The sequence below is a fragment of the Streptomyces griseoluteus genome (genome assembly GCF_004784465.1).
Classification (GTDB): Bacteria; Actinomycetota; Actinomycetes; order Streptomycetales; family Streptomycetaceae; genus Streptomyces; species Streptomyces griseoluteus.
Genome location: NZ_SRRU01000002.1, coordinates 62658 through 87710, shown reverse-complemented (window position 1 = coordinate 87710; position 25053 = coordinate 62658). Strand labels below are relative to the sequence as shown.

At 69.1% G+C, this 25053-nt stretch carries 20 protein-coding genes; 11 read left to right on the top strand and 9 right to left on the bottom strand.

Annotated elements, in window-relative coordinates; all coding sequences use genetic code 11:
• The first annotated feature begins 61 nt into the window (after positions 1–61).
• Positions 62–970: an RpnC/YadD family protein gene (locus E5082_RS05835; protein ID WP_135790208.1), complete on the top strand. Its 909-nt coding sequence runs from the start codon at positions 62–64 to the stop codon at positions 968–970.
• A 392-nt stretch (positions 971–1362) separates the two neighbouring features.
• Here E5082_RS05835 and E5082_RS05830 read toward each other — a convergent pair whose 3' ends face one another.
• Entirely contained in the window at positions 1363–1659 is a 297-nt protein-coding gene (locus tag E5082_RS05830) for a GYD domain-containing protein (protein WP_135790207.1), read from the bottom strand.
• Between the two features lie 385 nt (positions 1660–2044).
• Between E5082_RS05830 and E5082_RS05820 the strand changes: the two genes are divergently transcribed.
• Together E5082_RS05820 and E5082_RS05810 are read left to right on the top strand one after the other, a co-directional pair.
• On the top strand, positions 2045–2866 hold the full coding sequence (locus E5082_RS05820; RefSeq protein WP_135790206.1) for a class I SAM-dependent methyltransferase: 822 nt from the start codon (positions 2045–2047) through the stop codon (positions 2864–2866).
• A 373-nt stretch (positions 2867–3239) separates the two neighbouring features.
• On the top strand, positions 3240–3686 hold the full coding sequence (locus E5082_RS05810) for a hypothetical protein (RefSeq protein WP_190045187.1): 447 nt from the start codon (positions 3240–3242) through the stop codon (positions 3684–3686).
• Between the two features lie 46 nt (positions 3687–3732).
• Here E5082_RS05810 and E5082_RS05805 read toward each other — a convergent pair whose 3' ends face one another.
• Positions 3733–4224, bottom strand: coding sequence for a TIR domain-containing protein (locus E5082_RS05805; protein ID WP_135790204.1), 492 nt, complete (start codon positions 4222–4224; stop codon positions 3733–3735).
• Between the two features lie 85 nt (positions 4225–4309).
• Here E5082_RS05805 and E5082_RS33655 point away from each other — a divergent pair, with 85 nt between their 5' ends.
• Entirely contained in the window at positions 4310–4744 is a 435-nt protein-coding gene (locus E5082_RS33655; RefSeq protein WP_135790203.1) for an HIT family protein, read from the top strand.
• Positions 4745–4857: 113 nt separating this feature from the next.
• Here the strand turns inward: E5082_RS33655 and E5082_RS05795 are convergent, their stop codons facing one another.
• From E5082_RS05795 to E5082_RS05785, 3 genes are all read right to left on the bottom strand, one after another.
• On the bottom strand, positions 4858–5838 hold the full coding sequence (locus E5082_RS05795; RefSeq protein WP_208766225.1) for a toll/interleukin-1 receptor domain-containing protein: 981 nt from the start codon (positions 5836–5838) through the stop codon (positions 4858–4860).
• Positions 5839–6421: 583 nt separating this feature from the next.
• Positions 6422–9142, bottom strand: a complete 2721-nt coding sequence (gene ppdK / locus E5082_RS05790) for a pyruvate, phosphate dikinase (protein WP_135790202.1) — start codon at positions 9140–9142, stop codon at positions 6422–6424.
• A 406-nt stretch (positions 9143–9548) separates the two neighbouring features.
• The gene (locus tag E5082_RS05785) at positions 9549–10769 is read right to left on the bottom strand and encodes an ROK family transcriptional regulator (protein ID WP_135790201.1); all 1221 of its coding nucleotides are present in this window, start codon (positions 10767–10769) and stop codon (positions 9549–9551) included.
• A gap of 119 nt (positions 10770–10888) precedes the next feature.
• Here E5082_RS05785 and E5082_RS05780 point away from each other — a divergent pair, with 119 nt between their 5' ends.
• The 3 genes from E5082_RS05780 (at position 10889) to E5082_RS05770 (ending at position 16513) form a co-directional block, all read left to right on the top strand.
• Positions 10889–12292: an MGH1-like glycoside hydrolase domain-containing protein gene (locus tag E5082_RS05780; RefSeq protein WP_135790200.1), complete on the top strand. Its 1404-nt coding sequence runs from the start codon at positions 10889–10891 to the stop codon at positions 12290–12292.
• Positions 12289–14217, top strand: a complete 1929-nt coding sequence (locus E5082_RS05775) for an amylo-alpha-1,6-glucosidase (RefSeq protein ID WP_135790199.1) — start codon at positions 12289–12291, stop codon at positions 14215–14217. The genes E5082_RS05780 and E5082_RS05775 overlap by 4 nt, the downstream gene beginning before the upstream one ends.
• Positions 14218–14395: 178 nt before the next feature.
• A complete protein-coding gene (locus tag E5082_RS05770) occupies positions 14396–16513 on the top strand; it encodes a CDP-alcohol phosphatidyltransferase (protein ID WP_229918681.1) in 2118 nt (705 codons plus the stop codon).
• 65 nt (positions 16514–16578) lie between these two features.
• Here the strand turns inward: E5082_RS05770 and dusB are convergent, their stop codons facing one another.
• Positions 16579–17709 (bottom strand): tRNA dihydrouridine synthase DusB, encoded by a 1131-nt coding sequence (gene dusB / locus E5082_RS05765; RefSeq protein ID WP_135790198.1) that lies wholly within the window; start codon positions 17707–17709, stop codon positions 16579–16581.
• Between the two features lie 158 nt (positions 17710–17867).
• Here dusB and E5082_RS05760 point away from each other — a divergent pair, with 158 nt between their 5' ends.
• Positions 17868–19313 (top strand): MFS transporter, encoded by a 1446-nt coding sequence (locus E5082_RS05760; RefSeq protein ID WP_135790197.1) that lies wholly within the window; start codon positions 17868–17870, stop codon positions 19311–19313.
• Positions 19314–19323: 10 nt separating this feature from the next.
• Here E5082_RS05760 and E5082_RS05755 read toward each other — a convergent pair whose 3' ends face one another.
• Positions 19324–20196, bottom strand: coding sequence for a helix-turn-helix transcriptional regulator (locus tag E5082_RS05755; protein ID WP_135790196.1), 873 nt, complete (start codon positions 20194–20196; stop codon positions 19324–19326).
• A 178-nt stretch (positions 20197–20374) separates the two neighbouring features.
• On the opposite strand from E5082_RS05755, the gene E5082_RS05750 reads away from it, so the two are divergent.
• The 3 genes from E5082_RS05750 to E5082_RS05740 all read left to right on the top strand — a co-directional run bounded on the left by E5082_RS05750 (position 20375) and on the right by E5082_RS05740 (position 23309).
• Entirely contained in the window at positions 20375–21808 is a 1434-nt protein-coding gene (locus E5082_RS05750) for an MFS transporter (RefSeq protein WP_135790195.1), read from the top strand.
• Positions 21809–21880: 72 nt separating this feature from the next.
• Positions 21881–22105, top strand: coding sequence for a hypothetical protein (locus tag E5082_RS05745; RefSeq protein WP_086694440.1), 225 nt, complete (start codon positions 21881–21883; stop codon positions 22103–22105).
• A gap of 61 nt (positions 22106–22166) precedes the next feature.
• On the top strand, positions 22167–23309 hold the full coding sequence (locus E5082_RS05740; RefSeq protein ID WP_135790194.1) for a serine hydrolase domain-containing protein: 1143 nt from the start codon (positions 22167–22169) through the stop codon (positions 23307–23309).
• A 6-nt stretch (positions 23310–23315) separates the two neighbouring features.
• Here the strand turns inward: E5082_RS05740 and E5082_RS05735 are convergent, their stop codons facing one another.
• Positions 23316–23912 (bottom strand): TetR/AcrR family transcriptional regulator, encoded by a 597-nt coding sequence (locus E5082_RS05735; protein WP_135790193.1) that lies wholly within the window; start codon positions 23910–23912, stop codon positions 23316–23318.
• A 39-nt stretch (positions 23913–23951) separates the two neighbouring features.
• Positions 23952–24962 carry an aldo/keto reductase gene (locus E5082_RS05730; RefSeq protein WP_135790192.1) on the bottom strand — a complete coding sequence of 337 codons (1011 nt, stop codon included), beginning with the start codon at positions 24960–24962 and terminating at the stop codon, positions 23952–23954.
• Positions 24963–25053 lie beyond the last annotated feature (91 nt).

The window sequence follows — 25053 nt, the reverse complement described above, 5'->3', positions numbered from 1 at the left end:
ACCCCTGGGGGCGACCTTTCGTGAGGTGGCTCGTTGTGCCTGTCGTACGAAAGGAGAGCTGATGGTCGGCTCGTCGCACGAGGCGCTGCACCGTATCTTCCAGAAGGACCCGGCCCTGCTGACGCGGGCGTTGCAGCGGGTGCTGCACGTACCGTTCCCCGAACCGCACGAGATCGCCGCGCTGAACGTCGATCTCACCGAGATCGAGCCGGTCGAGCGCCGCGTGGACACGCTGCTGCGCGCGGAGACGGACGAGGGCACGTATCTCCTCGTGGTCGAGTCCCAGGGCAAGGTGGACGACCGCAAGCGGGGCAGTTGGCCGTACTACCTGTCGTACCTGTACGAGAAGTACCGCTGCGAACCCGTCCTCATCGTCATCACCCAGAACAGCGCGACCGCCCGCTGGGCCGCCCAGCCCATCCGCCTCAGCTTTCCCGGCTGGCACTCGCTGACCGTCCGGCCTCTGGTGCTGGGCCCCGACAACGTCCCGGTGATCACGGACGAGCGGCAGGCGGAGCAGGACGTACCCCTCGCGGTGCTTTCCGCCATGACACACGGACGCGGACCGCAGGCCGCGCCCATACTGGAATCACTCGCCACCGCCCTGAAGACCATCGACCCGGACAGCGCCGCGGTCTTCGTGCAGTTCGTCGACTCGTGCCTGGCCGATCCCCAGGCGAAGCAGATGTGGAGGGACCTGATGACCGCGATCCAGTACTTCTGGCGACACCCGCTGGCGGAACAGGTACGGGAGGAGGGGCGCGAGCAGGGCCTGGAGGAGGGCCGCGAACAAGGCCGGACTCAGGCCAAGGCGGAGATGGTGCTGCGCGTGCTGGAATGGCGCGGTATCCCTGTCCCCGAGCACGTCGCCGAGCGGGTGACCACCTGCGAGGACGCGGACCAACTCGAGCTGTGGGCACAGCGGGCCGTACGTGCCACCTATGCCGAGGATCTGTTCGTCGAGGAGTGACCCCGGGCGCCCGAAGAGGCGCCCACCCCAACGGGGTGTTCGGCTGACTCCCTCAGCTGCGCAGTCGGATCGAGGCAGCTGCCGCAACAAGACGATGAAAGGCACGTCGCGTTGCTACCTCCACCAAGGTGACTGGACGAAGCGTGGCCAGGCCGAGCTGAAGAAGAGGGCGAGCAAGCGCCGCGAGAAGTGAGTCGGGGTCGCGGGGTGAGGGTCCAACTGCGTGACAACGCCGACGTACATCGGCGGACGAGCGCGGACGCCGGCGGATCATCAGCGCAGGTGGGCGGCACATCAGCCCAAGACCAGGCGCCCGCCCAAGTTGCTTCGGGACGAAGGGGCGATCGCGCCATGGCCGCCCAGAGCCCACTATGCGACGTGGTCAGAGATCGTCAGCCAGCCGCCTTGGCGATGATGCGCTCCATCTCCTCCCGATCGAAGGCCCGCAGAGTCGTGGAACGGACGTTGCCCACCCCACCGAGCTGCAGGAGTGCTGCAGTGGCAGTTTCGTCGTCGGGCGCCTCGACGATGGCCACGAGGTCGTAGGGACCGACGGTCCAGTAGATACTCAGGAGCTTCGCCCCGAGGTTCTGTACCGCTGAGCCGAAGGTCTCGGCGCGCTTCGCGGTGTCCTTGTAGTTTCGGACCCCTTGATCGGTCCAGCTCAGCAAGGCGACGTACGTCGACATCTTCTTTCGCCTTCCCCAGGAGACATATCGCGAGGTCAATGTTGGATATGTGGATGAGAACCCGCACGAGGTGCGCACCCGAACGAGCGATACGACCGACCACAGGCATCGAAGGGCATGCCGACATCCACGCCTGACATCAACGACAGCAGACACCCCCGGATCACCGCGGTTCTCGACGGAGTAGGTGCTCCCAACTCCCGGTTCACGAAGGTGCCGTCATCAAGCTCTGCCGTCACCTTGGCGGCACGGGAGTCCGCAGCGGTCTTCTTTGCGAAGTTCTCCTTGCACTGCTTGCCGGACAGGTCCCGGTAGCGCATCTGCCAGCGCTTCCCGATGCCGTGCTCGCCGCTAGTGGTCCACCGGTGCACACGATACTGCGACCATGTCGAATCTCGAATTGGCCCCCTCCGTGATGCGGTTCTACGGCGAAACGGTGAACGAGGACGACCGCCTGCGCACATCGGCAGACGGACGGATGGAGCTGGCCAGGACGCAAGAGCTTCTCCGACGGTTTCTTGCCCCTGCGCCGGCCCGCGTGCTCGACGTGGGCGGGGGGACCGGAATTCATGCTGAATGGCTAGTGAAAGACGGCTATGACGTAACGCTGGTAGACCCGGTCCCCCGTCATGTCGAGACAGCGTCAACCGTGTGCTCAGCAGTAGTGGGAGACGCTCGCGACCTGAGTGAGCCGGACGACAGTTTCGATGTTGTGCAGCTTCTCGGGCCGCTATATCACCTGCCCAACCCTGAGGACCGGCGTACTGCACTGGGTGAAGCCCAGCGCGTAGTGAAGCCGCGCGGCTTGGTTGTAGCAGCCGCCATCAACCGGTACGCCTCGCTCTTTGAGCACGTGACTTACGCCCACCTCCACAAGGAGCGCATCCGTGACTCCGTCGCCAAGATTCTTGAGACGGCTGTTTATGACGGAGTACGCGGATTCACCCTGAGCTACTTCCACAGGGCTGAGGAGCTGGCTTCGGAGTTGCTGGCGTCCGGCCTGACCGACGTGCAGGTCTTCGGAATCGAGGGCCCCGCGTGGTCGCTGGTGAAGGCGGCGGAGCAGCAGCCGGGCGAAGGACCAACAGATGGGCTGATTGCGTCTGCCATGGAGGCGGCCCGAATGGCCGAACCGTACCCAGAGTTGCTGGCTGCTAGTTCGCATCTACTAGCCGTGGGGAGGGCCCCTGCTGGCATCAGCGTCTGATGGCCACGGCGGCGAGCACTCCGGCAGCCTCCGTCGCGCAGCCGTTCTAGCGCTGGCATCGCGATACAACTTCCTTTACTCCATCAAGACCCGCGCACGGCGCGGGCGCGCGCCGCCTCTGCGGTGCGGCCTGCCTCGTGTCTGCGCCCCGGCTGGCCGCACCCGGCGGCGCGCTACATACAGGCGGGCAGAGCCAGGCCCAGAGCCTGCCCGAGTTGCCGACCAGCGTACGGCCCCCTGATCACGCTCGACCCCATACCGGGCAGGCCACCGATCAAACCCGCTGCGCCGACCTACCTCGAAAACCTGCGGTCTGGCACCATATGAGCTTGACACCAGGTACCCCGCCCAACTTCCTTCGCGGAGCAGAAGCATGCCCACACCGCCCAGTTCGGGAACGATTAGCGCAGAAGAGATCAAGCACCTTGAACTGATACAAGCCGTTGTTACACGGCTCGCAAACGGATCCTTCCTGATCAAAGGATGGACCATGACGGTGGCGGGCATCTTCTTCGGTCTTGCGGCCAACAATTTGAGCTGGAAAATTGCCACAACGGGAATGATCCCCATCGTGGGGTTCTGGCTACTTGACAGCTACTATCTACGTCAGGAACGGCTGTTCAGAAAGCTGTACGATGACGTGCGGAAATCAGATCCTTCCATTGAACCGTTCTCGATGAACATTTCCCTCTACCACCAACAGGTCCCTTGGGGAAAAGTGATCCGCTCTCATACCATGGCTAACTTCTACGGAGTACTTTTCCTGGTGGCTAGCGCTTTTGCAATTGGCGCCGCAGTGAAGGGTATTCACACCACTTAGGCAGGTCCTCCCTCCAAAGAAGGAAGTGGAACCTGCCGAGCGAAACTCAGTACTTCGCGCGGATTTCGACCGCCTCTTCCACCCAGTCCGCGAAGTTGTTTCTGATGTGACCGTATACGTACTGGCTCGAAGTGAAGGGTGGATCGTATGCCTTGACGATGGACGACATATTAACGCCGCCGATCGTGTAATCACTGAACGGATTTCTACCCTTAATGGACTGACGGCCCCCACGGTCGAGCAGGTTGTGGATGTAAATGCCTAGCACGCCCTTTCCGTCCCTCCACGACTTCTCAATTTCATACTTGATCCACTTCCGCCCCGCGGTTCTGCTTCCGATCAGAACAACCGTGCAGGATCGACCGCGAAGCTGCGAATCAATCCAGTTTCTAATAGCGGAATCGCCACCCCTCTTAACCTGCTCCCAGTCATTGTCCGAAGCAGGACGATTTCCCTCCAGGACCCCCATGTTCCTTACCTGGGCTGCCCGCCAATTATCCGGGACATAGTGGAAGCTGTAGAAGACGTTGCGCGCCATGTAACCCTCCCCTTGCGTACACGAAGCGCCAGCAGGGTACAAGAGTCCTTGACGCCAAGACAAGCCATCGAACGGAGGTTCACTCATGGTTTCGGATGGCCGTGGGTCCACGTGCCCTTTCTGCGAGATCGCCGAAGGACGATCCCCGGCAGATCGCGTTTACGAAACGCCGGAAGTACTCGCTTTCCTTCCGCTTTCTCCTGCCACGACAGGGCACACGCTGATCATTCCGAAGCTACACATCACCGATCTATGGCATGCGGATACACGCTCTTTGGAGCCCGTAATGGCGGCATCTTTGGTCGTAGCGCAGGCTCTAAAGACGGCACTTTCTCCCGATGGGCTGAATCTTATTAATTCAGCTGGCACCGCGGCGACGCAAACGGTATTCCATCTTCATATCCATTTGGTCCCTCGATGGGACGGCGACCAAATGGGTGACTTTTGGCCCGAAAGTACCCCCTGGAGTGAATCAAAAAGAGCCACTCTGGCTGAGAGAATCCGAAAGAGCATCCACTGAAGTCGTATCAGTGAGACCGCTGATTAATGCAACGGAATTTTATCGTACCTGCCAACACTTGAATCGCCCATTGAAACGCCACCGACCGCGTACGCGAGTGAACCGATCGGCGATCAGTCAACGCCGTCATTTGGATCTTTTGCAAGCAGGTCGAGGCTAGACTTGGCAAGCCTGCTGAAATCGAGCGCAGCCACCACCTTAACGCCGTGGTCCATACAGAAGTGGTCGGAGGCGCATCGTACGGCATTTGTTACGACTGTTGTTGCATCATCGTCCCATGGGGCGCTCCTCGACCAGTAGCTCAGTAGAAGGTCCTTATCTTCCGGTGCGAGTTCCCCGTGTGAGATGTCTAGAAAACTCTCTCGTACCTTCACCTTTACATTGAGCGAGCGGACAGCCGCTAGATTATCCAGCAGCTCGTCTTTAGATTGCTGAAGCATGCGCGAAAGAAGGTCCAATGAGATGTGTACCCCACCCGGCAGCTCCGCATCACATCCGAAAAGGAGGACTCCAGCAACAGCACTTCGCTCGGCAGGAGTCATCTTCCTGAGGGCATTGTAGAAGCTGTAGGCGATTGCGTGTACGCGTTCACGCCCCTCCTTGTCGCTTTTTGGAATATTCATTGCCGCCCAAAGGCGGTCTACTCTCCTCGGGAATCCTGGCTTGGAATATTTTGACCCAACTTTCTCCCTCACCAGGCGGGCGAATTCCTTCGGCCTCATGTTGGATATGTCGAGATATCCCACGGTGTCAGGTAGCCCGTCGATAGGAGTTTCATCGAAGCGGGCAGGTAGCACATACTCTCTGTTTTCTCTGATTGCGCGAGCTTGAGCGCTGCGTCGCTCGTGATTGGTCCAGACTCTCTCGGCGTAATGCTCGGATACAAAGAGGACGCAGTACCGGGATTCTTGCCGGTACACTTTATCTAAGTGCGTGTACAAGTCCTTACCCCAGAGCGCAACCTGTTCGTAGTTATCGTAAAACACGCTGATGCCAGCATCCTTCAAGGCTGCAGCCACTTTTTGTACGTACGGTCGATCTTCGCTCGCAAAGGAAAGCGCGACATCAAACTTGGGCTTGCGCATCTCCGGCATAGGCCGATAGTAGCTGCGGACCCATGTTTCCGCAGCAGGTTCGCACTCATCCTGACGGTCTCTCTGATCAGGCGTGCACTCGGTTCCGGCTATCGCGCGAGTCGACGCCCGCAGCTGGAGCGGACTTGGATGGAACTCCTAATGCGGTGCTCACGCATGAACGCCCTCCCGAGCTGTCCCAGGGCCGCGGATGGGCGCTCGATGGTGACCAACGTCGACAACTGTCGACAGCTCAGCAGCAGGGCAGAGCGGTAATCGATTGGGCAGCCGCAGCTCACGGCCGCCCATGCTCAGTCGAGGCTGTAGAGAACGGCCGAGGTACGCCCCCTGGCGACCGCCACCGCCAGTGACAAGCCCGAGCCGCACCCCCAGGGCACAACAAGGGCACAACAGCCCCGCGCAGGTTCAACGACAGCCAACGCCACCAAACACCATCTGCGCTGGTCAGCGACGTACCTTGACAGTCCCCCCACCCCATGCCCAAAGAGGCGGCACCCCCGCACAGGGTGCCGCCTCTCTTTTGGTGCCGGAGCCCGCCGGCGATCGGTGGTGAGGGTCGGGGACCGACGGGGGGCTCCGGGGATCAGCGGTGGTCGCTGCCCGTGGACTGCGTGGCCGCGCGGCCGGCCTCCAGGCGGGCCACCGGGATGCGGAACGGGGAGCAGGAGACGTAGTCCAGGCCGACCTCGTGGAAGAAGTGGACGGACTCCGGGTCGCCGCCGTGCTCGCCGCAGACGCCGAGCTTGAGGTCGGGACGGGTCGCACGGCCCGCCGTGGCCGCCGACTTGACCAGCGAGCCCACCCCGTCCTTGTCGATCGTCTCGAACGGGCTGACCCCGAAGATGCCCTTCTCCAGGTACGCCGTGAAGAAGGACGCCTCCACGTCGTCCCGGCTGAAGCCCCACACCGTCTGCGTCAGGTCGTTCGTGCCGAAGGAGAAGAACTCCGCGGCCTCGGCGATCTGGCCGGCGGTCAGCGCGGCGCGCGGCAGCTCGATCATGGTGCCGATGGCCAGCTTCAGTCGAGTACCCGTGGCCGCCTCGACCTCCGCGATGACCTGGTCGGCCTCGTCGCGGACGATCTCCAGCTCCTGGACCGTGCCGACCAGCGGGATCATGATCTCGGCGCGCGGGTCGCCCTTGGCGGTCCTGCGCTCGGCGGCCGCCTCCGCGATGGCGCGGACCTGCATGGTGAACAGGCCCGGAATCACCAGGCCGAGACGCACACCGCGCAGACCCAGCATCGGGTTCTGCTCGTGCAGCCGGTGCACCGCCTGAAGGAGGCGGAGCTCGTTCTCGTGCGGCTCCTGCCGGGACTCGGCGAGGGCCACGCGGACCGACAGCTCGGTGATGTCGGGCAGGAACTCGTGCAGCGGCGGGTCGAGCAGACGTACCGTCACCGGCAGCCCGTCCATCGCCTCGAACAGCTCTACGAAGTCCTGCTTCTGCAGCGGGAGCAGCTGCTTCAGCGACTCCTCGCGCTCCGCCTCCGTGTCGGCCAGGATCAGCCGCTCGACCAGCTCACGCCGGTCCCCGAGGAACATGTGCTCGGTACGGCACAGCCCGATGCCCTGCGCCCCGAACCGCCGCGCCCGCAGGGCGTCCTCGGCGTTGTCCGCGTTGGCCCGTACCCGCAGCCGGCGCTTGCGGTCGGCGAACGCCATCATCCGGTGCACGGCCTCGACCAGCTCGTCGGCGTCGTCCGCGCCCGGGTGCATCCGGCCCTCGAAGTACTCCACCACGGGCGAGGGAACCACCGGCACCTCGCCGAGGTACACCTTGCCGGAGGAGCCGTCGATGGAGATGACGTCGCCCTCCTCCACCACATGCCCGCCCGGCACGATCATCCGGCGCCGCTTGGTGTCGACCTCCAGCTCCTCCGCGCCGCAGACACAGGTCTTGCCCATGCCGCGCGCGACCACGGCCGCGTGGGAGGTCTTGCCGCCGCGCGAGGTGAGGATGCCCTCGGCGGCGATCATGCCGTCCAGGTCGTCGGGGTTGGTCTCCCGGCGCACCAGGATGACCTTCTCACCCGAACGGGACCACTTGACCGCGGTGTACGAGTCGAAGACCGCCTTGCCGACCGCCGCGCCCGGCGAGGCGGCGATGCCCCGCCCGACCTGCTCGGCCCGTGCGTCCTCGTCGAAGCGGGGGAACATGAGCTGCGCCAGCTGCGCGCCGTTGACCCGCTGGAGCGCCTCGGTCTCGTCGATGAGGCCCTGGTCCACGAGCTGGGTGGCGATACGGAACGCCGCGCCCGCGGTGCGCTTGCCGACGCGGGTCTGGAGCATCCACAGCTTGCCGCGCTCGATGGTGAACTCGATGTCGCAGAGATCCTTGTAGTGGTTCTCCAGCGTCTCCATGATCTGCATGAGCTGGTCGTACGACGCCTTGTCGATGTTCTCCAGCTCCGCGAGCGGCACGGTGTTGCGGATGCCCGCGACCACGTCCTCGCCCTGGGCGTTCTGGAGGTAGTCGCCGTAGACGCCCTGGTGCCCGGAGGCGGGGTCGCGGGTGAAGGCGACACCGGTGCCGGAGTCGGGGCCGAGGTTGCCGAAGACCATGGAGCAGACGTTGACCGCGGTGCCCAGGTCGCCCGGGATGCGCTCCTGGCGGCGGTAGAGCTTGGCGCGGTCGCCGTTCCAGGACTCGAAGACGGCCTTGATCGCGAGGTCCATCTGCTCGCGCGGGTCCTGCGGGAAGTCCCGCCCGGCCTCGGTCCTCACCGTCTTCTTGAAGGCGGTGACCAGCTTCTTCAGGTCGGCCGCGTCCAGCTCGGTGTCGACCTGGACGCCCTTGGTCTCCTTGGCCTTCTCCAGCGCGTCCTCGAACAGCTCGCCGTCGACGCCGAGGACGGTCTTGCCGAACATCTGGATCAGGCGCCGGTAGGAGTCCCACGCGAAGCGCTCGTCGCCGGCCTGCTTGGCCAGGCCCTTCACCGACTTGTCGGAGAGGCCGATGTTCAGGACGGTGTCCATCATGCCGGGCATGGAGAACTTGGCACCCGAACGGACGGAGACCAGCAGCGGGTCGTCGGCCTGGCCGAGCTTCTTGCCCATCCGCTGCTCCAGCGCGTCGAGGTGCGCACTCACCTCGTCACGCAGTGCCGGGGGCTCCTCGCCGCTGTCGAGGTAGACCTTGCACGCCTCGGTGGTGATGGTGAAGCCGGGAGGAACCGGCAGCCCGAGGTTGGTCATCTCGGCGAGGTTGGCGCCCTTGCCACCGAGCAGGTCCTTGAGGTCCTTGTTGCCCTCGGTGAAGTCGTAGACGAACTTCGCTACGTGAGGCTCTTTGTTTTCCGACACGGGTCTCGACTCCTTGAGGCCACGGTGGCTGCCCTGACGGCGAGGAACATACCCAGATCGAAGGCGCCTTGGTACGTCCAGTCGTGCGTCATAAGCCTGTAACCAGCCGTCTGCCACGGGATCTAAAGCAAAGGCATGGCAAGGCCAGGGCCAGCCGAGTGTTCACTTCTTGAACGGAGGGACGTACGGTGACGTCACATCATGCTCATATGAGCGATGATCGACACGATTGATTTCGATCATTGAACGCCGACAGGATGGCACCGAGTGCCACTCCTTGGAGAAGTGCAGCCGCTCAAGATCCGCTCATCTGAGCGCGACCCTTATCAAGGGTGGCGAGAATCACGCTGCCACACGGCACCGGATTTCACCATGCGGACGCCGTTCCGGGCCGGAAACCCGGGCGTCACACCCCGAGCGCGGTGAGCCGTTCCTCCACCCGCTCCGGGGCGTACAGGTGCTCCACGACCAGCGCGCCCGCGCCGATCAGCCCCGCCCGCTCCCCCAGCTTCGCGGTGAGGACGTCGAGGTGGGCGGTGGAGCGGGGCAGCGCCCGCTGATAGAGCAGTTCGCGCACCCCGGTCAGGAAGGGCGTCCCGGCGAGGTCGCCCGCGATCATCAGCACACCGGGGTTGAGCAGGGTGACGACGGTCGCCAGTACGTCCCCGACCCGCCGCCCGGCCTCCCGTGCCAGGGCCGCGGCCTCCGGATGCCCGGCGGCCAGCAGGTCCCGTACGTCCGAGCCGGAGGCGGCCGGCACGCCCGCCTCCGTCAGCCGGCGGGCCACCGCGCCGCCGCTGGCGACGGCCGCGAGACAGCCGTACGAGCCGCAGCGGCACAGCGCCTCGGTGCCGACCCGGATGTGCCCGAGGTCGCCCGCGCCGCCGTCCACACCCCGGTACACCGCGCCGTCCACCACGACCCCGGCGCCGATACCGGTAGAGACCTTGACCAGTACGAACGCCCGGCAGTCCTGGTACCCGGTGCGCTGCTCCCCGTACGCCATCAGGTTGGCATCGTTGTCCACCAGTACCGGGACCGGGCCGGCACCGGTGTGCTCGGTGAAGGCGCGGGAGAGGCGGCCCCGTATGTCGTAGCCGTCCCAGCCGGACATCATCGGCGGCTGGACCACCCGCCCGGTCTCGCTGTCGACCGGACCCGGTACGCCGAGCCCGATGCCGCAGACCGCTCCGGGGGCGTGGCCGGTCTCGGTGAGCAGCTCGGCGAACCAGCGGCCCAGCCCGTCGAGGACCGTCTCGGGGCCGTCCTCGACCACCAGGGGGCCGGAGCGTTCGGCGAGGATCTCGCCCGTCAGGGTGAGCAGGGCCGCGCGGGCGTGCCGGGTGTCGAGGTCGGCGGCGAGGACCACGGCGTGCGAGCCGTCGAACTCCAGGGTGATGGCGGGGCGGCCGCCGAGGGGGGAGTCCACCGGGCCGCCCGCGCCCTCGCGCAGCCAGCCCGCCCGGAACAGCCGGTCCAGGCGCTGGCCGACGGTGGCGCGGGAGAGGCCGGTCATCTGCTGGAGCGCGCCGCGTGTGACGGCCCGTCCGCTGCGCACCAGGTCGAGCAGGTCACCGGCGCTCGTCTGAGCGCCGCCCCTGGCCGTCCTGCCGGGCCTTCCGGTCATGCCACCCCCTTGTGTTCCTCAAGTTTGCATTACATATTGAGTTTTGCGTGTTAAATAGACGTAACCCTGCGATAGACACAACCGAACCAGGTCGGCCGGACGTCTTCGGGGAGCCCCGAGTGGATCGCACTGCCCAGCTCACAGCCCGTGTCACCGGGCGCGGGATCGTATACGATCCGCTCTCCGCCGCGCCCTCGTCCGCATCACTGCACGTCAGGGCCGCTCGCGTGCTGGCGGCCAACTGGACGGGTACCTCTACGGTCCCCTCCCGGCACCTGTATCCGCACCAGTGGTCCTGGGACTCGGCGTTCATCGCCATCGGGTTGCGGCACCTGTCGCCGCTGCGGGCGCAGACGGAGCTGGAGACGCTGCTCGCGGCGCAGTGGGGGGACGGGCGGGTGCCGCACATCGTCTTCTCCCCCTCCGTACCGCTGGACGCCTACTTCCCGAGCCCCGACTTCTGGCGCTCCTCCACCGCCGGGCGGGCCGCGGGCGCCCCGCGCACCGTACAGACGTCCGGCATCGTGCAGCCACCCGTGCACGCGCTGGCCGCCTGGCTGGTGCACCGGGCCGATCCCGGCCTGTCCTGGGCGCGCGGCTTTCTGGCGCGGGTCTATCCCCGGCTGGCCGCCTGGCACCGCTATCTGCTGCGCCGCCGGGACCTGGGCGGGGGCGGGCTGGTGTCGGTGGTGCACCCGTGGGAGCAGGGCATGGACAACAGCCCCTGCTGGGACGGCCCGTTGGCCCGCGTCGCCCCGGCCCCGGCCCACTCCTTCCGCCGTGCCGACCTCGACCACGGCGCTCCCGAGGACCGGCCGACCGATCTGGACTACGGGCGGTACGTGCGCCTCGCGGCCGACTACCGGGACGGTGGATACGCGGACGGCGACGGGGAGTTCACCGTGGAGGACCCGTCCTTCAACGTCCTGCTGATCGCCTCCGAGCACGCACTCGCCCGTATCGCGGCCGAGTTGGGCACCCCCGGCACCGCCCGGCACGCCCGCGCCGAGCGGCTGACGGCGGCCCTGGTGGAACGGCTGTGGGACGACGCGTCCGGGATGTTCCTCTGCCGGGACCTGCGCGGCGGGGTGATCCGCGAGCGGAGCGTGTCGGGCCTGGTCCCACTGCTGCTGCCCGGCCTCCCCCGCGAAGTGTCCGGCGCGCTGGTGGGCACCCTGCGCGGACCGCACTTCGCCGCGCGCACCGGGCTCGTACCGAGCTACGACCTACGGGGACCGGCGTTCGAGCCGAACCGGTACTGGCGCGGCCCGGCCTGGTTCAACACCGCCTGGCTGGTGGAGCGCGGGCTGCGCGCCCACGGCGAGAAGGCGGCGGCCGACGACCTGCGCACCGCCTTCCTGCACGCGGCCGGGGACTCCGGGTTCGCGGAGTACGTCGACCCGGACACCGGCGAGGCGTGCGGGGCGCCGGGGTTCGGCTGGACCGCCGCGCTGACGCTGGACCTGCTGCACGACATGGACGGGGCTATGGAGACAGGGGAAGAGGGAGGGGACCGGGGATGACTCAACTGCTCGTACGGGGAGCCACGTTCGCCGCCGTGGGCGACCGGGGCGACATCAGCGGGGTGCGCGGGGGCGGCCGGGTGGAGGGGCTCTTCGTGCGCGACGCCCGGCACTTGAGCCGCTGGCAGCTCACCGTCGACGGCGCGGTACCGGAGGTGCTGAAGCCGGTCGGGGAGGGCGACACGGCACGCTGCGTACTGGTACCGCGCGGCGGGCGCCAGGAGCCGCCCGCGTACACGCTGTGGCGTGAGCAGGCCGTGGGCGACAGCTCGTTCGTGGAGTCGGTGCGCATCACCGGCAATCGTCCGACGGCCACCACGGTACGGCTCGCGCTCACCGTCGACGCCGACTTCACCGACCAGTTCGAGCTGCGCTCCGACCACCGCACGTACGTCAAGGCGGGTGCCGTGCGCAGCCGGCAAGTGATGGACGACGGGATCGAGTTCGGTTACCGGCGCGGTGAGTGGCGGTCCTGTACGACCATCACCGCCGACCCGGCTCCGGACGCGGTGGAGGAGACCGGCACCGGTGCCCGGCGGCTGGTCTGGATGCTCGAACTCGCCCCGCACGGCGCGGCGGAGCTGCTGCTGCGGGTGGTGGCCCGCCCGCACGGCGACCGGCACACGGTGCGCGTACCCCGCGACCCGGCCGCCGTGAGCGGTGAACTCCGCGCGGCGGAGGAGGAGTTCATGGAGGGGGTCGCCTTCCCCACCGCCTGGCCGGAGTTGGCGGCCGCCTGTGTGCGCGGGCTGTCCGACCTGGCGGCGCTCCAGGTACCGGCGCGCGGGCCGGACGGGGAGGGGCTGCGGGTGCCGGCCGGGGGCGCACCCTGGTTCCTCACGCTGCTCGGCCGGGACGCCCTGCTGACCTCGCTGTTCGCCCTGCCGTACCGCCCGCGGCTGGCCGCCGCCACGCTCCCCGCGCTGGCCGCCACCCAGGCCACCGCCGACAGCGCCTCCGCGGTCGCCCAGCCCGGCAAGATCGTGCACGAGGTCCGGCACGGCGAGCTGGCCCACTTCGGGCAGGTCCCGTACGGGCGTTACTACGGCTCGGTCGACGCCACCCCGCTCTTCCTGGTCCTGCTCGGCGCCTACACCGAGCGCACCGGCGACACCGTCCTGGCCCGGCGGCTGGAGCGGCACGCCCGCGCGGCGGTCGGCTGGATGCTGGACCACGGCGGGCTGACCGCACGCGGCTATCTCGTCTACCGCGCCGACGAGGGCGGCCTGGCCAACCAGAACTGGAAGGACTCCCCCGGTGCCATCTGCCGCGCCGACGGCACCCGGCCGAGCGGCGCGGTGATGGCGGCGGGCGCGCAGGGATACGCGTACGACGCGCTGCGCCGTACGGCGTGGCTGGCGCGCACGGTGTGGGACGACGGGACGTACGCGGCGCTGCTGGAGCAGGCGGCGGCCGACCTGCGCGACCGCTTCCAGCGGGACTTCTGGCTGCCCGAACAGGCTTTCCCCGCCCTGGCGCTGGACGGCGACGGCCACCGGATAGACGCGCTCGCCTCGGACGCCGGGCACCTGCTGTGGTCGGGGCTGCTGGACAAGGAGTACGGGGAGGCCGTCGGGCGCCGGCTGCTGGAGCCGGACTTCTTCTCCGGCTGGGGCGTCCGTACGCTCGCCGCCGGCCAGGCCGCCTACCACCCGCTCTCCTACCACCGGGGCTCGGTCTGGCCGCACGACAACGCGTTGATCACCCTTGGCCTCGCCCGCTACGGCCTGCACGACGAGGCCCGCGCCGTGGCCCGTGGCCTGGTGGACGCGGCGGCCTCCGCCGGGCACCGGCTTCCCGAAGTGCTGGCGGGTTACGGGCGTGACACCCACTCCGAGCCGGTACCGTACCCGCACGCGTGTGTGCGGGAGTCCCGTTCGGCTGCCGCGCCGCTCGCCCTGCTCACCGCGGTCGGAGGCGCCTGAGACCGGCCTTGACCGGGCGTTTGCCCGGTATTTGCCGTAGGCCGTGAACACCGGCCCGCGGCGGACCGTACGGAAGGGCGGCGGGCCAGGCGCACCGGCCTCCAACGGCCCTGCCCAGCCTCCCCGGCGCGGCCCGCCGCCTCCGTCGTCACCGGCCTCGCGCGGAAGGACCTCCGGGTTGCCTCAGCACAAGAACACACATACGTCACCCGACGCGCCGGGGGGTGGTCCCGACGGCGGGGTGGAGACCCTTGTCGAGCACGGGAAGAGTGATGACCTGGGGGATGCCGGGGCGCCGGGTGCGGACTCCGAGGACGGGGGCGCCGCTTCGGGGGCTGCTGCCGGGCCCGAGGTCCAGCGGGGCGCGCCTGCGGGGGACGAGGGTGGGGACGCCGGGGCCGACCCCGAGCCGGGCGCCGACTCCGGCCCGTCTGCGGAGGCGAGCCGCGCGCCCGGAGCCGAGGCCGTCCCCGAAGGCGCCCCCGAGGGCTCCCCCGACGCGGAGGCCGCCGACACGTCCGCTGCCAAGACCGACCCCGAGGGCACCCCCGAGGCCGACCCCGGCACCAGCCCTGACGCGGACCGCACACCTAAGGGCGCCCCAGACACCCCCGCCGAACCGCTCCGTTTCGCCCGCCTGACCCGCTGGCAGGCGGAACACCCCCAGGGTGCCCGTGTCCTGTCCCGGACCATCACCGTCCTCGCCGCGATCCTGGTCGTCTGCACCCTGGTGATGCCCGCGACCATCGTCGACCTCGGCCCCGCCAAGTTCTTCCGGCTGCCCGGGGAGGCCATCGTCGGCGCGGCCATCCTGCTCGCGCTGCCGAGGAAGCCGCGGGTCGTGCTCGCCGCGGCCAGTGGTGTCGTCCTCGCCGCGCTGACGGTGCTGAACTGGCTCGACATGGGCTTCAAGCAGTACCTCGGCCGCACCTTCAACCTGGTGCTGGACTGGAGCCTGCTCGGGGACGCCCAGTCGTACCTGGAGGACTCGCTCGGCCGGCCGGCCACCCTCGCCGCGACCGCCGGTCTGATCGTGCTCGTACTGCTGCTGTTCGCCGCGCTGGCCTACGCCGTCGTACGCCTGAGCAACGTCCTCGCCCGGCACTCGGCCACCGCGACCCGGGGGACGCTGATCGCGGGCGTCGTCTGGATCACCTGCTCCTCCTTCGGGGTGCAGCTCGCGGGCGTGCCGCTCGCCGCCGACAGCGCCGCCGTCACCCTGCAGAGCCAGACCGAGCGGGTGTCCGACACGCTGAAGGACGAGGCCGAGTTCCGGAAGGTCGCCAAGGTGGACGCGTTCGGCGCGACCCCGCCCGACCAGCTCGTACCGGACCTGCGCGGCAAGGACATGATCTTCACCTTCATCGAGAGCTACGGCCGCAGCGCGATCGAGGACCCGATCATGGCGCCCGGCGTGGACAAGACCCTCGCCGTCCGCACCGAGGCGCTGAAGAAGGCGGGTTACCACGCCAAGAGCGGCTGGCTGACCTCCGCGACGTACGGCGGCAGCAGTTGGCTCGGCCACTCCACCAGCCTGTCCGGCCTGTGGGTGAGCAACCAGCAGCGCTACCGCACGGTGATGGCGAGCGACCACCTCAGCCTGACCAAGGTGTTCAAGAAGTCCGGCGCCTGGAACACGGTCGGCGTGATGCCGGGCGTCCAGAAGGCGTGGCCCGAACAGAGCTTCTTCGGACTGGAGAAGGTCTACAACGCCTTCGAACTCGGCTACAAGGGGCCGAAGTTCAGCTGGTCCACGATGCCGGACCAGTACACCCTGGAGCAGTTCCAGAAGCGGGTGCACGGCAAGAAGCACGACAAGCCGATGATGTCCGAGGTCATCCTGACCTCCAGCCACCAGCCGTGGGGCCCGATCCCGAAGATGGTGGGCTGGGACGAGCTGGGCGACGGCTCGATCTTCAAGGGCATCGAGGCGGCGGGCAACAAGCCGGCCGACGTGATCGCGGACACCACCAAGTCCCGCCAGGAGTACGGCAAGTCGATCCAGTACTCGGTCACCGCGCTGACCGAGTGGCTGGAGCGCTACGGCACCAAGGACACGGTGCTGGTATTCCTCGGCGACCACCAGCCCATCGCCCGCGTCAGCGGCAACCACGCCAGCAGGGACGTACCGATCTCGATCGTCGCCAAGGACCCGAAGGTGCTGGACAAGATCGGTGACTGGGGCTGGTCGGACGGCCTGCGGCCCGCGCACGACGCGCCGGTGTGGAAGATGAACCTCTTCCGCGACCGCTTCCTGACCGCGTACGGGTCGACTCCGCACCCGAAGAAGGGCTGATCCCTACGGTCCCAAGGGATCCATAGGTCAGGGCCGGTCCCTTAGGGGGCCGGCCCTGTTGCCGTTCAGCCGCCGGAGGTGTCCAGCTCGGCGTCCTCGCTGACGCCCGCGCAGTCGTACGGGTCCTTCAGCCAGCCGTCCGGGAGGACCACCCGGTTGTTGCCGGAGGTGCGCCCGCGCGGGCCGTCGGCGCCGGCCGGCCATGCCTGGTCGAGGTCCAGCTCGTCCAGGCCGGCGCGCAGCTCCTCCAGCGAGGAGGTGATGGCGAGCCGCTTGCGCATCTCGGAGCCGACCGCGAAGCCCTTGAGGTACCAGGCGACGTGCTTGCGGAAGTCGATGACACCGCGCGCCTCGTCGCCGAGCCACTCGCCGAGCAGCGTGGCGTGCCGGACCATCACGTCGGCGACCTGGCGCAGCACCGGCCGCTGGAAGTCGTCGCGGCCCTCGAAGGCGGCGACCAGGTCGGCGAAGAGCCAGGGCCGGCCGAGGCAGCCGCGGCCCACGACCACGCCGTCGCAGCCGGTCTCGCGGACCATGCGCAGCGCGTCCTCGGCGGACCAGATGTCGCCGTTGCCGAGCACCGGGATCTCCGGGACGTGCTCCTTCAGCCGGGCGATGGCGCTCCAGTCGGCGGTGCCGCCGTAGTGCTGGGCGGCGGTGCGGCCGTGCAGGGCGATGGCGGTGACGCCCTCCTCGACGGCGATGCGGCCGGCGTCTAGGTAGGTGATGTGGTCGTCGTCGATCCCCTTGCGCATCTTCATGGTGACCGGCAGGTCGCCCGCGCCGGAGACGGCCTCGCGCAGGATGGCCCGCAGCAGGTTCCGCTTGTACGGCAGCGCGGAGCCCCCTCCCTTACGGGTCACCTTGGGGACCGGGCACCCGAAGTTCAGGTCGATGTGGTCGGCCAGGCCCTCTTCCGCGATCATGCGGACGGCCTTGCCGACGGTGGCCGGGTCGACGCCGTACAGCTGGATCGAGCGCGGCTTCTCGCTCTCGTCGAACCGGATGAGCTGCATGGTCTTCTCGTTGCGCTCGACCAGCGCCCGCGTGGTGATCATCTCGCTGACGAACAGCCCCTTGCCCCCGCTGAACTCCCGGCACAGGGTGCGGAAGGGGGCGTTGGTGATCCCGGCCATGGGTGCGAGCACGACGGGCGGCACCACGGCGTGCGGGCCGATGGACAGCGGCTGGGTCATCAGGGGGCTCCGGGACGGATGTACGGCAAGGGCGTCGTCCATTGTCCCTCACCTCACCGGTGCCCCTCCCCCTGCCGTAAGGATCGGGTACGGGTACCGGCACGGATCATGTAGGGGTCATTAGTTAGCCGCACTATCGAACACGTACGATGGGACGCATGCCCGAGCTGACTCACCGGCGGCGGATGCTGGTGCTCTCGATCTGCTGCATGAGCCTGCTGATCGTGAGCCTGGACAACACCGCCCTGAACGTCGCGCTGCCCTCGATGCAGCGCGAGCTGGACGCCACCACCTCCGGTCTCCAGTGGACGATCGACGCATACACGCTGGTGCTGGCCTCGCTGCTGATGCTGGCGGGGTCCACGGCGGACCGGATCGGCCGCAAACGGGTCTTCATGGCCGGGCTGGTGATCTTCACCGCCGGTTCCCTGCTGTGCTCGCTCGCGCCGGACCTGGAACTCCTCGTGGTGTTCCGCATGGTCCAGGCGGTCGGCGGCTCGATGCTCAACCCGGTCGCCATGTCGATCATCACCAACACCTTCACCGACCCGCGTGAACGGGCGCGTGCGATCGGCGCCTGGGGTGCGGTTGTCGGCATCTCCATGGCCGCCGGTCCGCTGGCGGGCGGGCTGCTGGTGGAGTCGGTCGGCTGGCGCTCGATCTTCTGGGTCAACCTGCCGGTCGGCCTCGCCGCCCTGCTGCTCACCCTGCGTTTCGTCCCCGAGTCCCGCGCGCCCCGGCCGCGCCGCCCGGACCCGGTCGGCCAGGTGCTGGTGATCGCCCTGTTCGGCTCGCTGACCTACGCGATCATCGAGGCCCCGGACGCGAGCCTCCCCGAGGTGCTCCCCTTCGCCGCCGTGGCCGTCGCCGCGCTGCTGGCCCTCCTGATCTACGAGCCCCGGCGCGCAGAGCCCCTCATCGACCTGCGCTTCTTCCACTCGGCACCGTTCAGCGGGGCGACCGGGATAGCGGTGAGCGCCTTCGCCGCGCTGGGCGGGTTCCTCTTCCTGTCCACGCTCTACCTCCAGAACGTACGCGGCCTCGACGCCCTGCACGCCGGCCTGTGGATGCTGCCCATGGCGGTGCCGACCCTGCTGTGCGCCCCGCTGTCCGGACGGCTGGTCGGCAGCCGGGGGCCGCGGCTGCCCCTGCTGATCGCGGGCGCGGCGATGACGGTGAGCGGCCTCCTCTTCGCCCTCTTCGAGGCCGAGACCTCCAACGTCACCCTCTTCCTCGGCTACGTCCTCTTCGGCGTCGGCTTCGGCTTCGTCAACGCCCCCATCACCAACACAGCCGTCTCCGGCATGCCCCGCGCCCAGGCGGGCGTGGCGGCGGCGGTCGCCTCCACCAGCCGCCAGCTCGGCCAGACCCTCGGCGTCGCCGTCATCGGCGCGGTCCTGGCCGCGGGCATCGGCTCGTCCCCCTACCGCGACACCTTCGTCTCCGCCGCCCGCCCCGGCTGGTGGATTCTCGCCGCGTGCGGCGCCGCCGTCCTCATCCTCGGCCTCCTGACCAGCGGCCGCTGGGCCCACAGGACGGCGGAGCGGACGGCTGAGCGGCTGGAGACCGCGGAGGTGCGGCAGCCCGTGGGTACGTCCGGCTGATCCCCCGGACTCAGCCCTCCAGCGCCAGCGCGTGCAGCTTCTCCAGGCGTTCTCGGGACTCCTCGTTCTTGGGTGGGTAGATCACCATGCGGGGGCCCTGGTCCGGGGAGAGCCAGAGGTCGGTGTGTTCCAGGGTGAGGTGGCCCACGTGGCGGTTGAGGAACTCCTTGGTCTTGGAGCGGCTGCCGACCACCTCGTAGCGCTCCCAGTGTTCGCGGAACTCGGGGTATGCCTGGAGGCGCTTGAGGAGCATCTTCCAGGCGGGTTCGCCGAGGTGTCCGGCGAGCGAGGCGCGCAGGCGGGCCGCCATCAGCCGCAGGGCCTCGTCCAGGTGGACGATCGAGGAGCGCCACTCGGGGTTGGAGTAGGCGAGAAGCACGCAGTTGCGGTCCTCGGGCGGGACGGCGTCCATGTCGCACAGCAGCCGGGCGTAGGTGCGGTTGTAGGCCAGGATGTCGTACCGGCTGTTCTGCACCGCCGCCGGGAACGGCTCCAGCTGGCGCAGGGTCGCGCGCAGCGCCGGGGTGATGCTGGGGCAGACCGCGGCGGGCGTCGGGTCGGCGGCCCCGGCCAGCTGGAAGAGGTGGGCGCGCTCGCTGGGGTCCAGCATCAGGGTGCGGGCGAGGGCGTCGAGTACCTGGACGGACACCTGGATGTTCCGGGCCTGTTCGAGCCAGGTGTACCAGGTCACGCCGACGGCGGAGAGCTGCGCGACCTCCTCCCGGCGCAGCCCCGGCGTACGCCGCCGGGCCCCGCGCGGCATCCCCACCTGCTCCGGGGTGATCCGCTCACGGCGGCTGCGCAGGAACGCGGCCAGCTCGTGGCGCCGGATCTCCGCGCCCTTCACCTCGGGGGCGGCGCTTTCCTGGGCCATGGTCGTCATGGTTCCAGGGTGCCTCCGCCCGGACCCCGTTGCCAGGTACTGCTGCCACCAGGATGAGCGCCCGTCACTACCAGGCTCCAGGCGGGACAAGGGCCGTTTGAGGGCATTGGCGGGTACTTCCGGTACCAGGATCGGCACACTCTGGTACCCGTCTGAGGGCGGGCGCACGCTCGGTGGCATGACCGAGACCACCCTCTCCACCGCGCCGTCCGTACGCGCTCCGGCTCCGGCGCCCACCCTGAGCGGGGCGGGCCTGGTGACCGTCCTGCTGGCCGCCTCGCTCCCCCTGGTCGACTTCTTCATCGTCAACGTCGCCCTCCCCGCCATCGGCAGCGACCTCTCCGCGAGCGAGTCCCTGCTGGAGCTGGTCGTGGCCGGGTACGGCGTCACGTACGCCGTGCTGCTCGTGCTCGGCGGGCGGCTCGGTGACCTGTTCGGCCGGCGCCGGCTGTTCATCGGCGGCATGGCCGCCTTCGGGCTGACCTCGCTGGCGTGCGGACTGGCCCCGGACGCGTGGACCCTGGTCGCGGCGCGGGCCGCGCAGGGCGCGTCGGCCGCGCTGATGCTGCCGCAGGTACTCGCCACCATCCAGTCCACCACCGCCGGTGGCCGCCGGGCCCGCGCGATGAGCCTGTACGGCGCGACGGCGGGCCTGTCCATGGTGGTGGGCCAGATCCTGGGCGGTGTCCTGGTGGCGGCGGACATCGCCGGCACCGGCTGGCGCTCGATCTTCCTGGTGAACGTGCCCGTGGTCGTGCTCGGCCTGATCCTCGCCGTCCGCCACGTCCCCGACACCCGCGCCCGGCACCCCGAACCGGTCGACGTCCCCGGCACGGTCCTGCTGGCCGTGGCCCTGCTGGCGCTGCTCGCCCCGCTGACCGAGGGCCGCGCGACGGGCTGGCCGCTGTGGACCTGGGTCTCGTTCGCCGTGTTCCCGGTGGCGGGGTGGGCGTTCTGGACGGTGGAACGGCGGCTGGACCGGCTGGGCCGTACCCCGCTGCTGCCGCCGAGCCTGTTCGCCACTCTGTCGCTGCGACGGGGGCTGCTGATCGTGGTGCCGTTCTGCCTGGGATTCAGTGGGTTCATGTTCGTCATCGCGCTGGGCCTCCAACAGGGCGCGGGTCTGGGTCCGGTACGTGCGGGTCTGGCGCTGGCGCCGATGGCGGTCTCCTTCCTGCTCGTCTCGCTGGCCGGGCCCCGGCTGATCGCCCGCTTCGGTACGCGAGTGGTGGGCGCCGGGGCGGTGCTCCAGGGCGTGGGTGTGCTGCTGATCGCGCTGGCGGTGTGGCGGGACTGGCCCGGCCTGGGGCTCGCCGGCCTGCTGCCCGGTGCGGCCGTCGCCGGCGCGGGTCAGGCGCTCCAGCTCCCCAATCTGCTGCGGATCGTGCTCTCCGAGGTCCCCGCCGCCCGTGCCGGGGTGGGCAGCGGGGTGCTGGCGACGACCCAGCAGGCGTCCTTCGCCCTGGGTGTGGCCACCCTGGGCGCCCTCTTCCTGACCCTGGTCCCGCACCTTGGCATGCGGGACGCCCTGCTGATCGCTTTGCTCACCCAGCTCACGGCGATCCTCGCCACCGGTCTGCTGAGCCTCCGCCTGCCCCGCGAGGCGGGTTGAGCCGGAACCGTGTGAGAGTTCCCACCCGGACTTCCGCCCCTGGCCCCGCCCGGCGTGCCGCACACTCCGGGCATGACCGACAACAGAATCGGCACCAGCGTGCGCCGATGGGACCGGCACGGCCGGGAACACGTCGTACGGGTGGAACGGGCCGGGCTCCAGCGGACCTTCGGCTGCGGCACCTGCGGCTGGCGCCGGGGCACCCGGCACCTGCCCTGGACGCCTACGGACGAGCACCCGGCAACGGAGCATCTGGCCGAGGCCCATCAGGCGACGCTGGACCCCGCCCGGCGATGAGTTCCCGGCACCGTGGGAGTCGTACCCCATGACGACCCGCGCCGACCGGAAGGCGAACCCCATGACCGCACTGCACGACACCCTGCGCCGGCACGTGGACGACGAGAGCCTGCCCGGCGCGGTCGGCCTCGTCGCCCGGGGGGACGAGGTGGAGGCGGTGGCCGTCGGGCACACGGACACCGGCCGGACCGTGCCGCTGGAGCGGGACTCGCTGTTCCGGCTCGCCTCGATCACCAAGCCCGTGACCGCGGCCGCGCTGCTGATGCTCGTCGACGAGGGGGTGGTCGGGCTGGACGACCCGGTGTCGCGCTGGCTGCCCGAGCTGGCCGCCCCGATGGTGGTGCGGACGCCCGGGTCGCCGGTGGACGACCTGGTGCCGGCCGAGCGGCCCATCACCGTGGAGCACCTGCTCAGTTCCCGGTGCGGGTGGGGGTTCCCGCCGGACTTCTCGCTGCCCGCCGTGGCCCCGCTGTTCGAGCTCCAGCGCGGCGGGTTCGCCCCGCACGCGGTGCCCGCCATGGACGAGCTGCTGGCCGACCTCGCCAAGGTGCCGCTCCTCCACCAGCCCGGTGAGGCCTGGCTCTACAACACTTCCTCCGATCTTCAGGGCGCCCTGATCGCACGCGCGACGGGCCAGTCACTGCCGGACTTCCTGGCCGAGCGGATCTTCGAGCCACTCGGCATGAAGGACACGGGCTTCTCCGTGCCGGAACGGGACCTGCACCGGCTGCCCACCGCCTACCAGCCCGGCCCCGACGGCACCTTGAAGGTGGCCGAGGCCTTCAACGACGGCTGGGACCGGCTCCCCGCCTTCCCCTCCGGTGCCGGCGGCCTGGTCTCCACCGCCGACGACTATCTGGCCTTCGCACGGATGCTGCTGGCCGGGGGCGAAGCGGGCGGTGACCGCAGGCTGCTCTCGCCAGAGTCCGTCGCCCGGATGACCAGCGACCAGCTCACCCCGGCCCAGCGGGAGAGCAGCCCCCTCTTCCTGGAGGGCCAGGGCTGGGGTTACGGCGGCTCGGTCGACATCGCCCCCACCGAACCATGGCACGTGCCCGGCCGCTACGGCTGGGTCGGCGGCACCGGCACCGCGGCCCATCTGGTCCCGGCCACCGGCAAGGTGACCGTCCTGCTCACCCAGGTCGCCATGACCGGCCCGACCCCGCCCGCCGTGATGCGGGACTTCTGGCGCGTCACGGCCTGACCGGAATCACGGCCGGACAGGTGCGCCCAGCCCGCGTATCAGCAGGTCCACGATCACCTTGAAGTCCTCCTCGATGCCGGGCTGCTGCCACTCACGCGCGTAACAGGGGTCGTGGAAACGGGCGGTGGCCTGGAAGACGGCGCGGGCCTCGGCGGCCGGGTCCGCGGCGCGGAAGGTGCCGGACTCGGCGCCGTCCTCGATGATCCGGGCGAGCTGGGCGGTGAGGTCGGTGATGTGCTCGCCGACCGTCGCCCCGCTCTCCTCGGCCAGCACGCTGTAGGTGGCGAAGAGTTCGGGATCGTCACCCGCCTTGTGCCGCTTGGCCTCGAACAGGGCGGCGAGCCAGTCACGCAGCCGCACCTCGACGGGGGTCTCCTCACCGGCGATGACCGCGAGCCGCTCCGAGGTGCGGTCCAGCCAGCGCTTGGTGACCGCCTCGCGCAGCGCCGCCTTGGTGCGGAAGTGGCGGTAGACACTGCCGTGGCTGACGCCGAGAGCACGGGCCACGTCGACCACGGTGGCCTTGGCCGGCCCGTGGCGGCGCAGCACCTCCTCCGTTGCCTCGAGGATGCGCTCGGCGGTCAGGGTCTCGGTCGCTGCCATGCCTAGACCGTACCCGGCGCGCCGGTCACCGGTTCCTGCTCATCGCTCGCTGTCCAGCATGGCCATCTGCGCGGGGGCGTACCGCTCGCCGGCCGCCGCGTCGGCCGGGACGGCCTCCTCGATGGCGGCGAGGTCGGCGGCGTCCAGGGTGATGTCCAGGGCGCCCAGCGCCTCGGACAGCCGCTCGGGGGTGCGGGAGCCGATGACCGGCACGATGTCGGAGCCCTGGGCCAGGACCCAGGCGATGGCGATCTGCGCGACCGTGGCCCCCTTCTGTTCCGCGATCTTGCGGAGGGAGTCGACCAGGCTCAGGTTGTGCCGGAAGTTCTCGCCCTGGAAGCGGGGCGAGAAGGCGCGGAAGTCGGTGGCGGCGAAGTCGCGGTCGGCGGAGATGTGGTTGGAGAGCAGGCCGCGGGAGAGCACGCCGTACGCGGTGACGCCGATGCCCAGCTCGCGGAGGGTGGGGAGGATCTCCCGCTCGATGCCGCGCGAGATCAGCGCGTACTCGATCTGGAGGTCGGAGATCGGGGCGGTGGCGGCGGCCCGGCGGATGGTGTCGGGGCCGACCTCGCTGAGGCCGATGTGCTTCACCCACCCCTTCTCCACCAGTTCCGCGACCACGCCGACCGTCTCCTCGATCGGGACGTCCGGGTCGAGGCGGGAGGGTCGGTAGATGTCGATGTGGTCCACGCCGAGGCGCTGGAGGGAGTAGGCGGCGAAGGTCTTCACCGCGGCGGGCCGGCCGTCGAAGCCGAGCCAGGCGCCGTCCGGGTCGCGCAGGGCGCCGAACTTCACGCTCAGCACCGCGTTGTCACGCAGGTGGGCCGGGGCGGTGCGCAGGGCTTCGCCCACCAGCATTTCGTTGTGACCCATGCCGTAGAAGTCGCCGGTGTCGATGAGGGTGACGCCTGCTTCCAGAGCGGCGTGCACCGTGTGAATGGCTTCCGGGCGGTCCGCTTCTCCGTACATACCCGACATTCCCATGCAGCCGAGGCCGAGGGCGGAGACCTGGGGGCCGGTGGTTCCGAGATTTCGCGTGGGGATCGTCATGCGTCCAGCTTGGCACGTGGACTGACAGAATTCAATATCTGTCAGCTGTTACTTGTCAGCGGATTCCGGGTAGACCCCGTCCAGACACGGA

What these genes read in the sequence shown, in the direction of transcription:
- E5082_RS05755 (WP_135790196.1), bottom strand. Translation starts at nt 20,196, where the DNA reads ATGACGACCATGGCCCAGGAAAGCGCCGCCCCCGAGGTGAAGGGCGCG.
- E5082_RS05730 (WP_135790192.1), bottom strand. Translation starts at nt 24,962, where the DNA reads ATGACGATCCCCACGCGAAATCTCGGAACCACCGGCCCCCAGGTCTCC.
- E5082_RS05820 (WP_135790206.1), top strand. Translation starts at nt 2,045, where the DNA reads ATGTCGAATCTCGAATTGGCCCCCTCCGTGATGCGGTTCTACGGCGAA.
- E5082_RS05810 (WP_190045187.1), top strand. Translation starts at nt 3,240, where the DNA reads ATGCCCACACCGCCCAGTTCGGGAACGATTAGCGCAGAAGAGATCAAG.
- E5082_RS33655 (WP_135790203.1), top strand. Translation starts at nt 4,310, where the DNA reads ATGGTTTCGGATGGCCGTGGGTCCACGTGCCCTTTCTGCGAGATCGCC.
- E5082_RS05830 (WP_135790207.1), bottom strand. Translation starts at nt 1,659, where the DNA reads ATGTCGACGTACGTCGCCTTGCTGAGCTGGACCGATCAAGGGGTCCGA.
- E5082_RS05760 (WP_135790197.1), top strand. Translation starts at nt 17,868, where the DNA reads ATGCCCGAGCTGACTCACCGGCGGCGGATGCTGGTGCTCTCGATCTGC.
- E5082_RS05740 (WP_135790194.1), top strand. Translation starts at nt 22,167, where the DNA reads ATGACCGCACTGCACGACACCCTGCGCCGGCACGTGGACGACGAGAGC.
- E5082_RS05745 (WP_086694440.1), top strand. Translation starts at nt 21,881, where the DNA reads ATGACCGACAACAGAATCGGCACCAGCGTGCGCCGATGGGACCGGCAC.
- E5082_RS05795 (WP_208766225.1), bottom strand. Translation starts at nt 5,838, where the DNA reads ATGCCGGAGATGCGCAAGCCCAAGTTTGATGTCGCGCTTTCCTTTGCG.
- dusB (WP_135790198.1), bottom strand. Translation starts at nt 17,709, where the DNA reads ATGACCCAGCCGCTGTCCATCGGCCCGCACGCCGTGGTGCCGCCCGTC.
- E5082_RS05785 (WP_135790201.1), bottom strand. Translation starts at nt 10,769, where the DNA reads ATGACCGGAAGGCCCGGCAGGACGGCCAGGGGCGGCGCTCAGACGAGC.
- E5082_RS05750 (WP_135790195.1), top strand. Translation starts at nt 20,375, where the DNA reads ATGACCGAGACCACCCTCTCCACCGCGCCGTCCGTACGCGCTCCGGCT.
- E5082_RS05735 (WP_135790193.1), bottom strand. Translation starts at nt 23,912, where the DNA reads ATGGCAGCGACCGAGACCCTGACCGCCGAGCGCATCCTCGAGGCAACG.
- E5082_RS05805 (WP_135790204.1), bottom strand. Translation starts at nt 4,224, where the DNA reads ATGGCGCGCAACGTCTTCTACAGCTTCCACTATGTCCCGGATAATTGG.
- E5082_RS05835 (WP_135790208.1), top strand. Translation starts at nt 62, where the DNA reads ATGGTCGGCTCGTCGCACGAGGCGCTGCACCGTATCTTCCAGAAGGAC.
- E5082_RS05775 (WP_135790199.1), top strand. Translation starts at nt 12,289, where the DNA reads ATGACTCAACTGCTCGTACGGGGAGCCACGTTCGCCGCCGTGGGCGAC.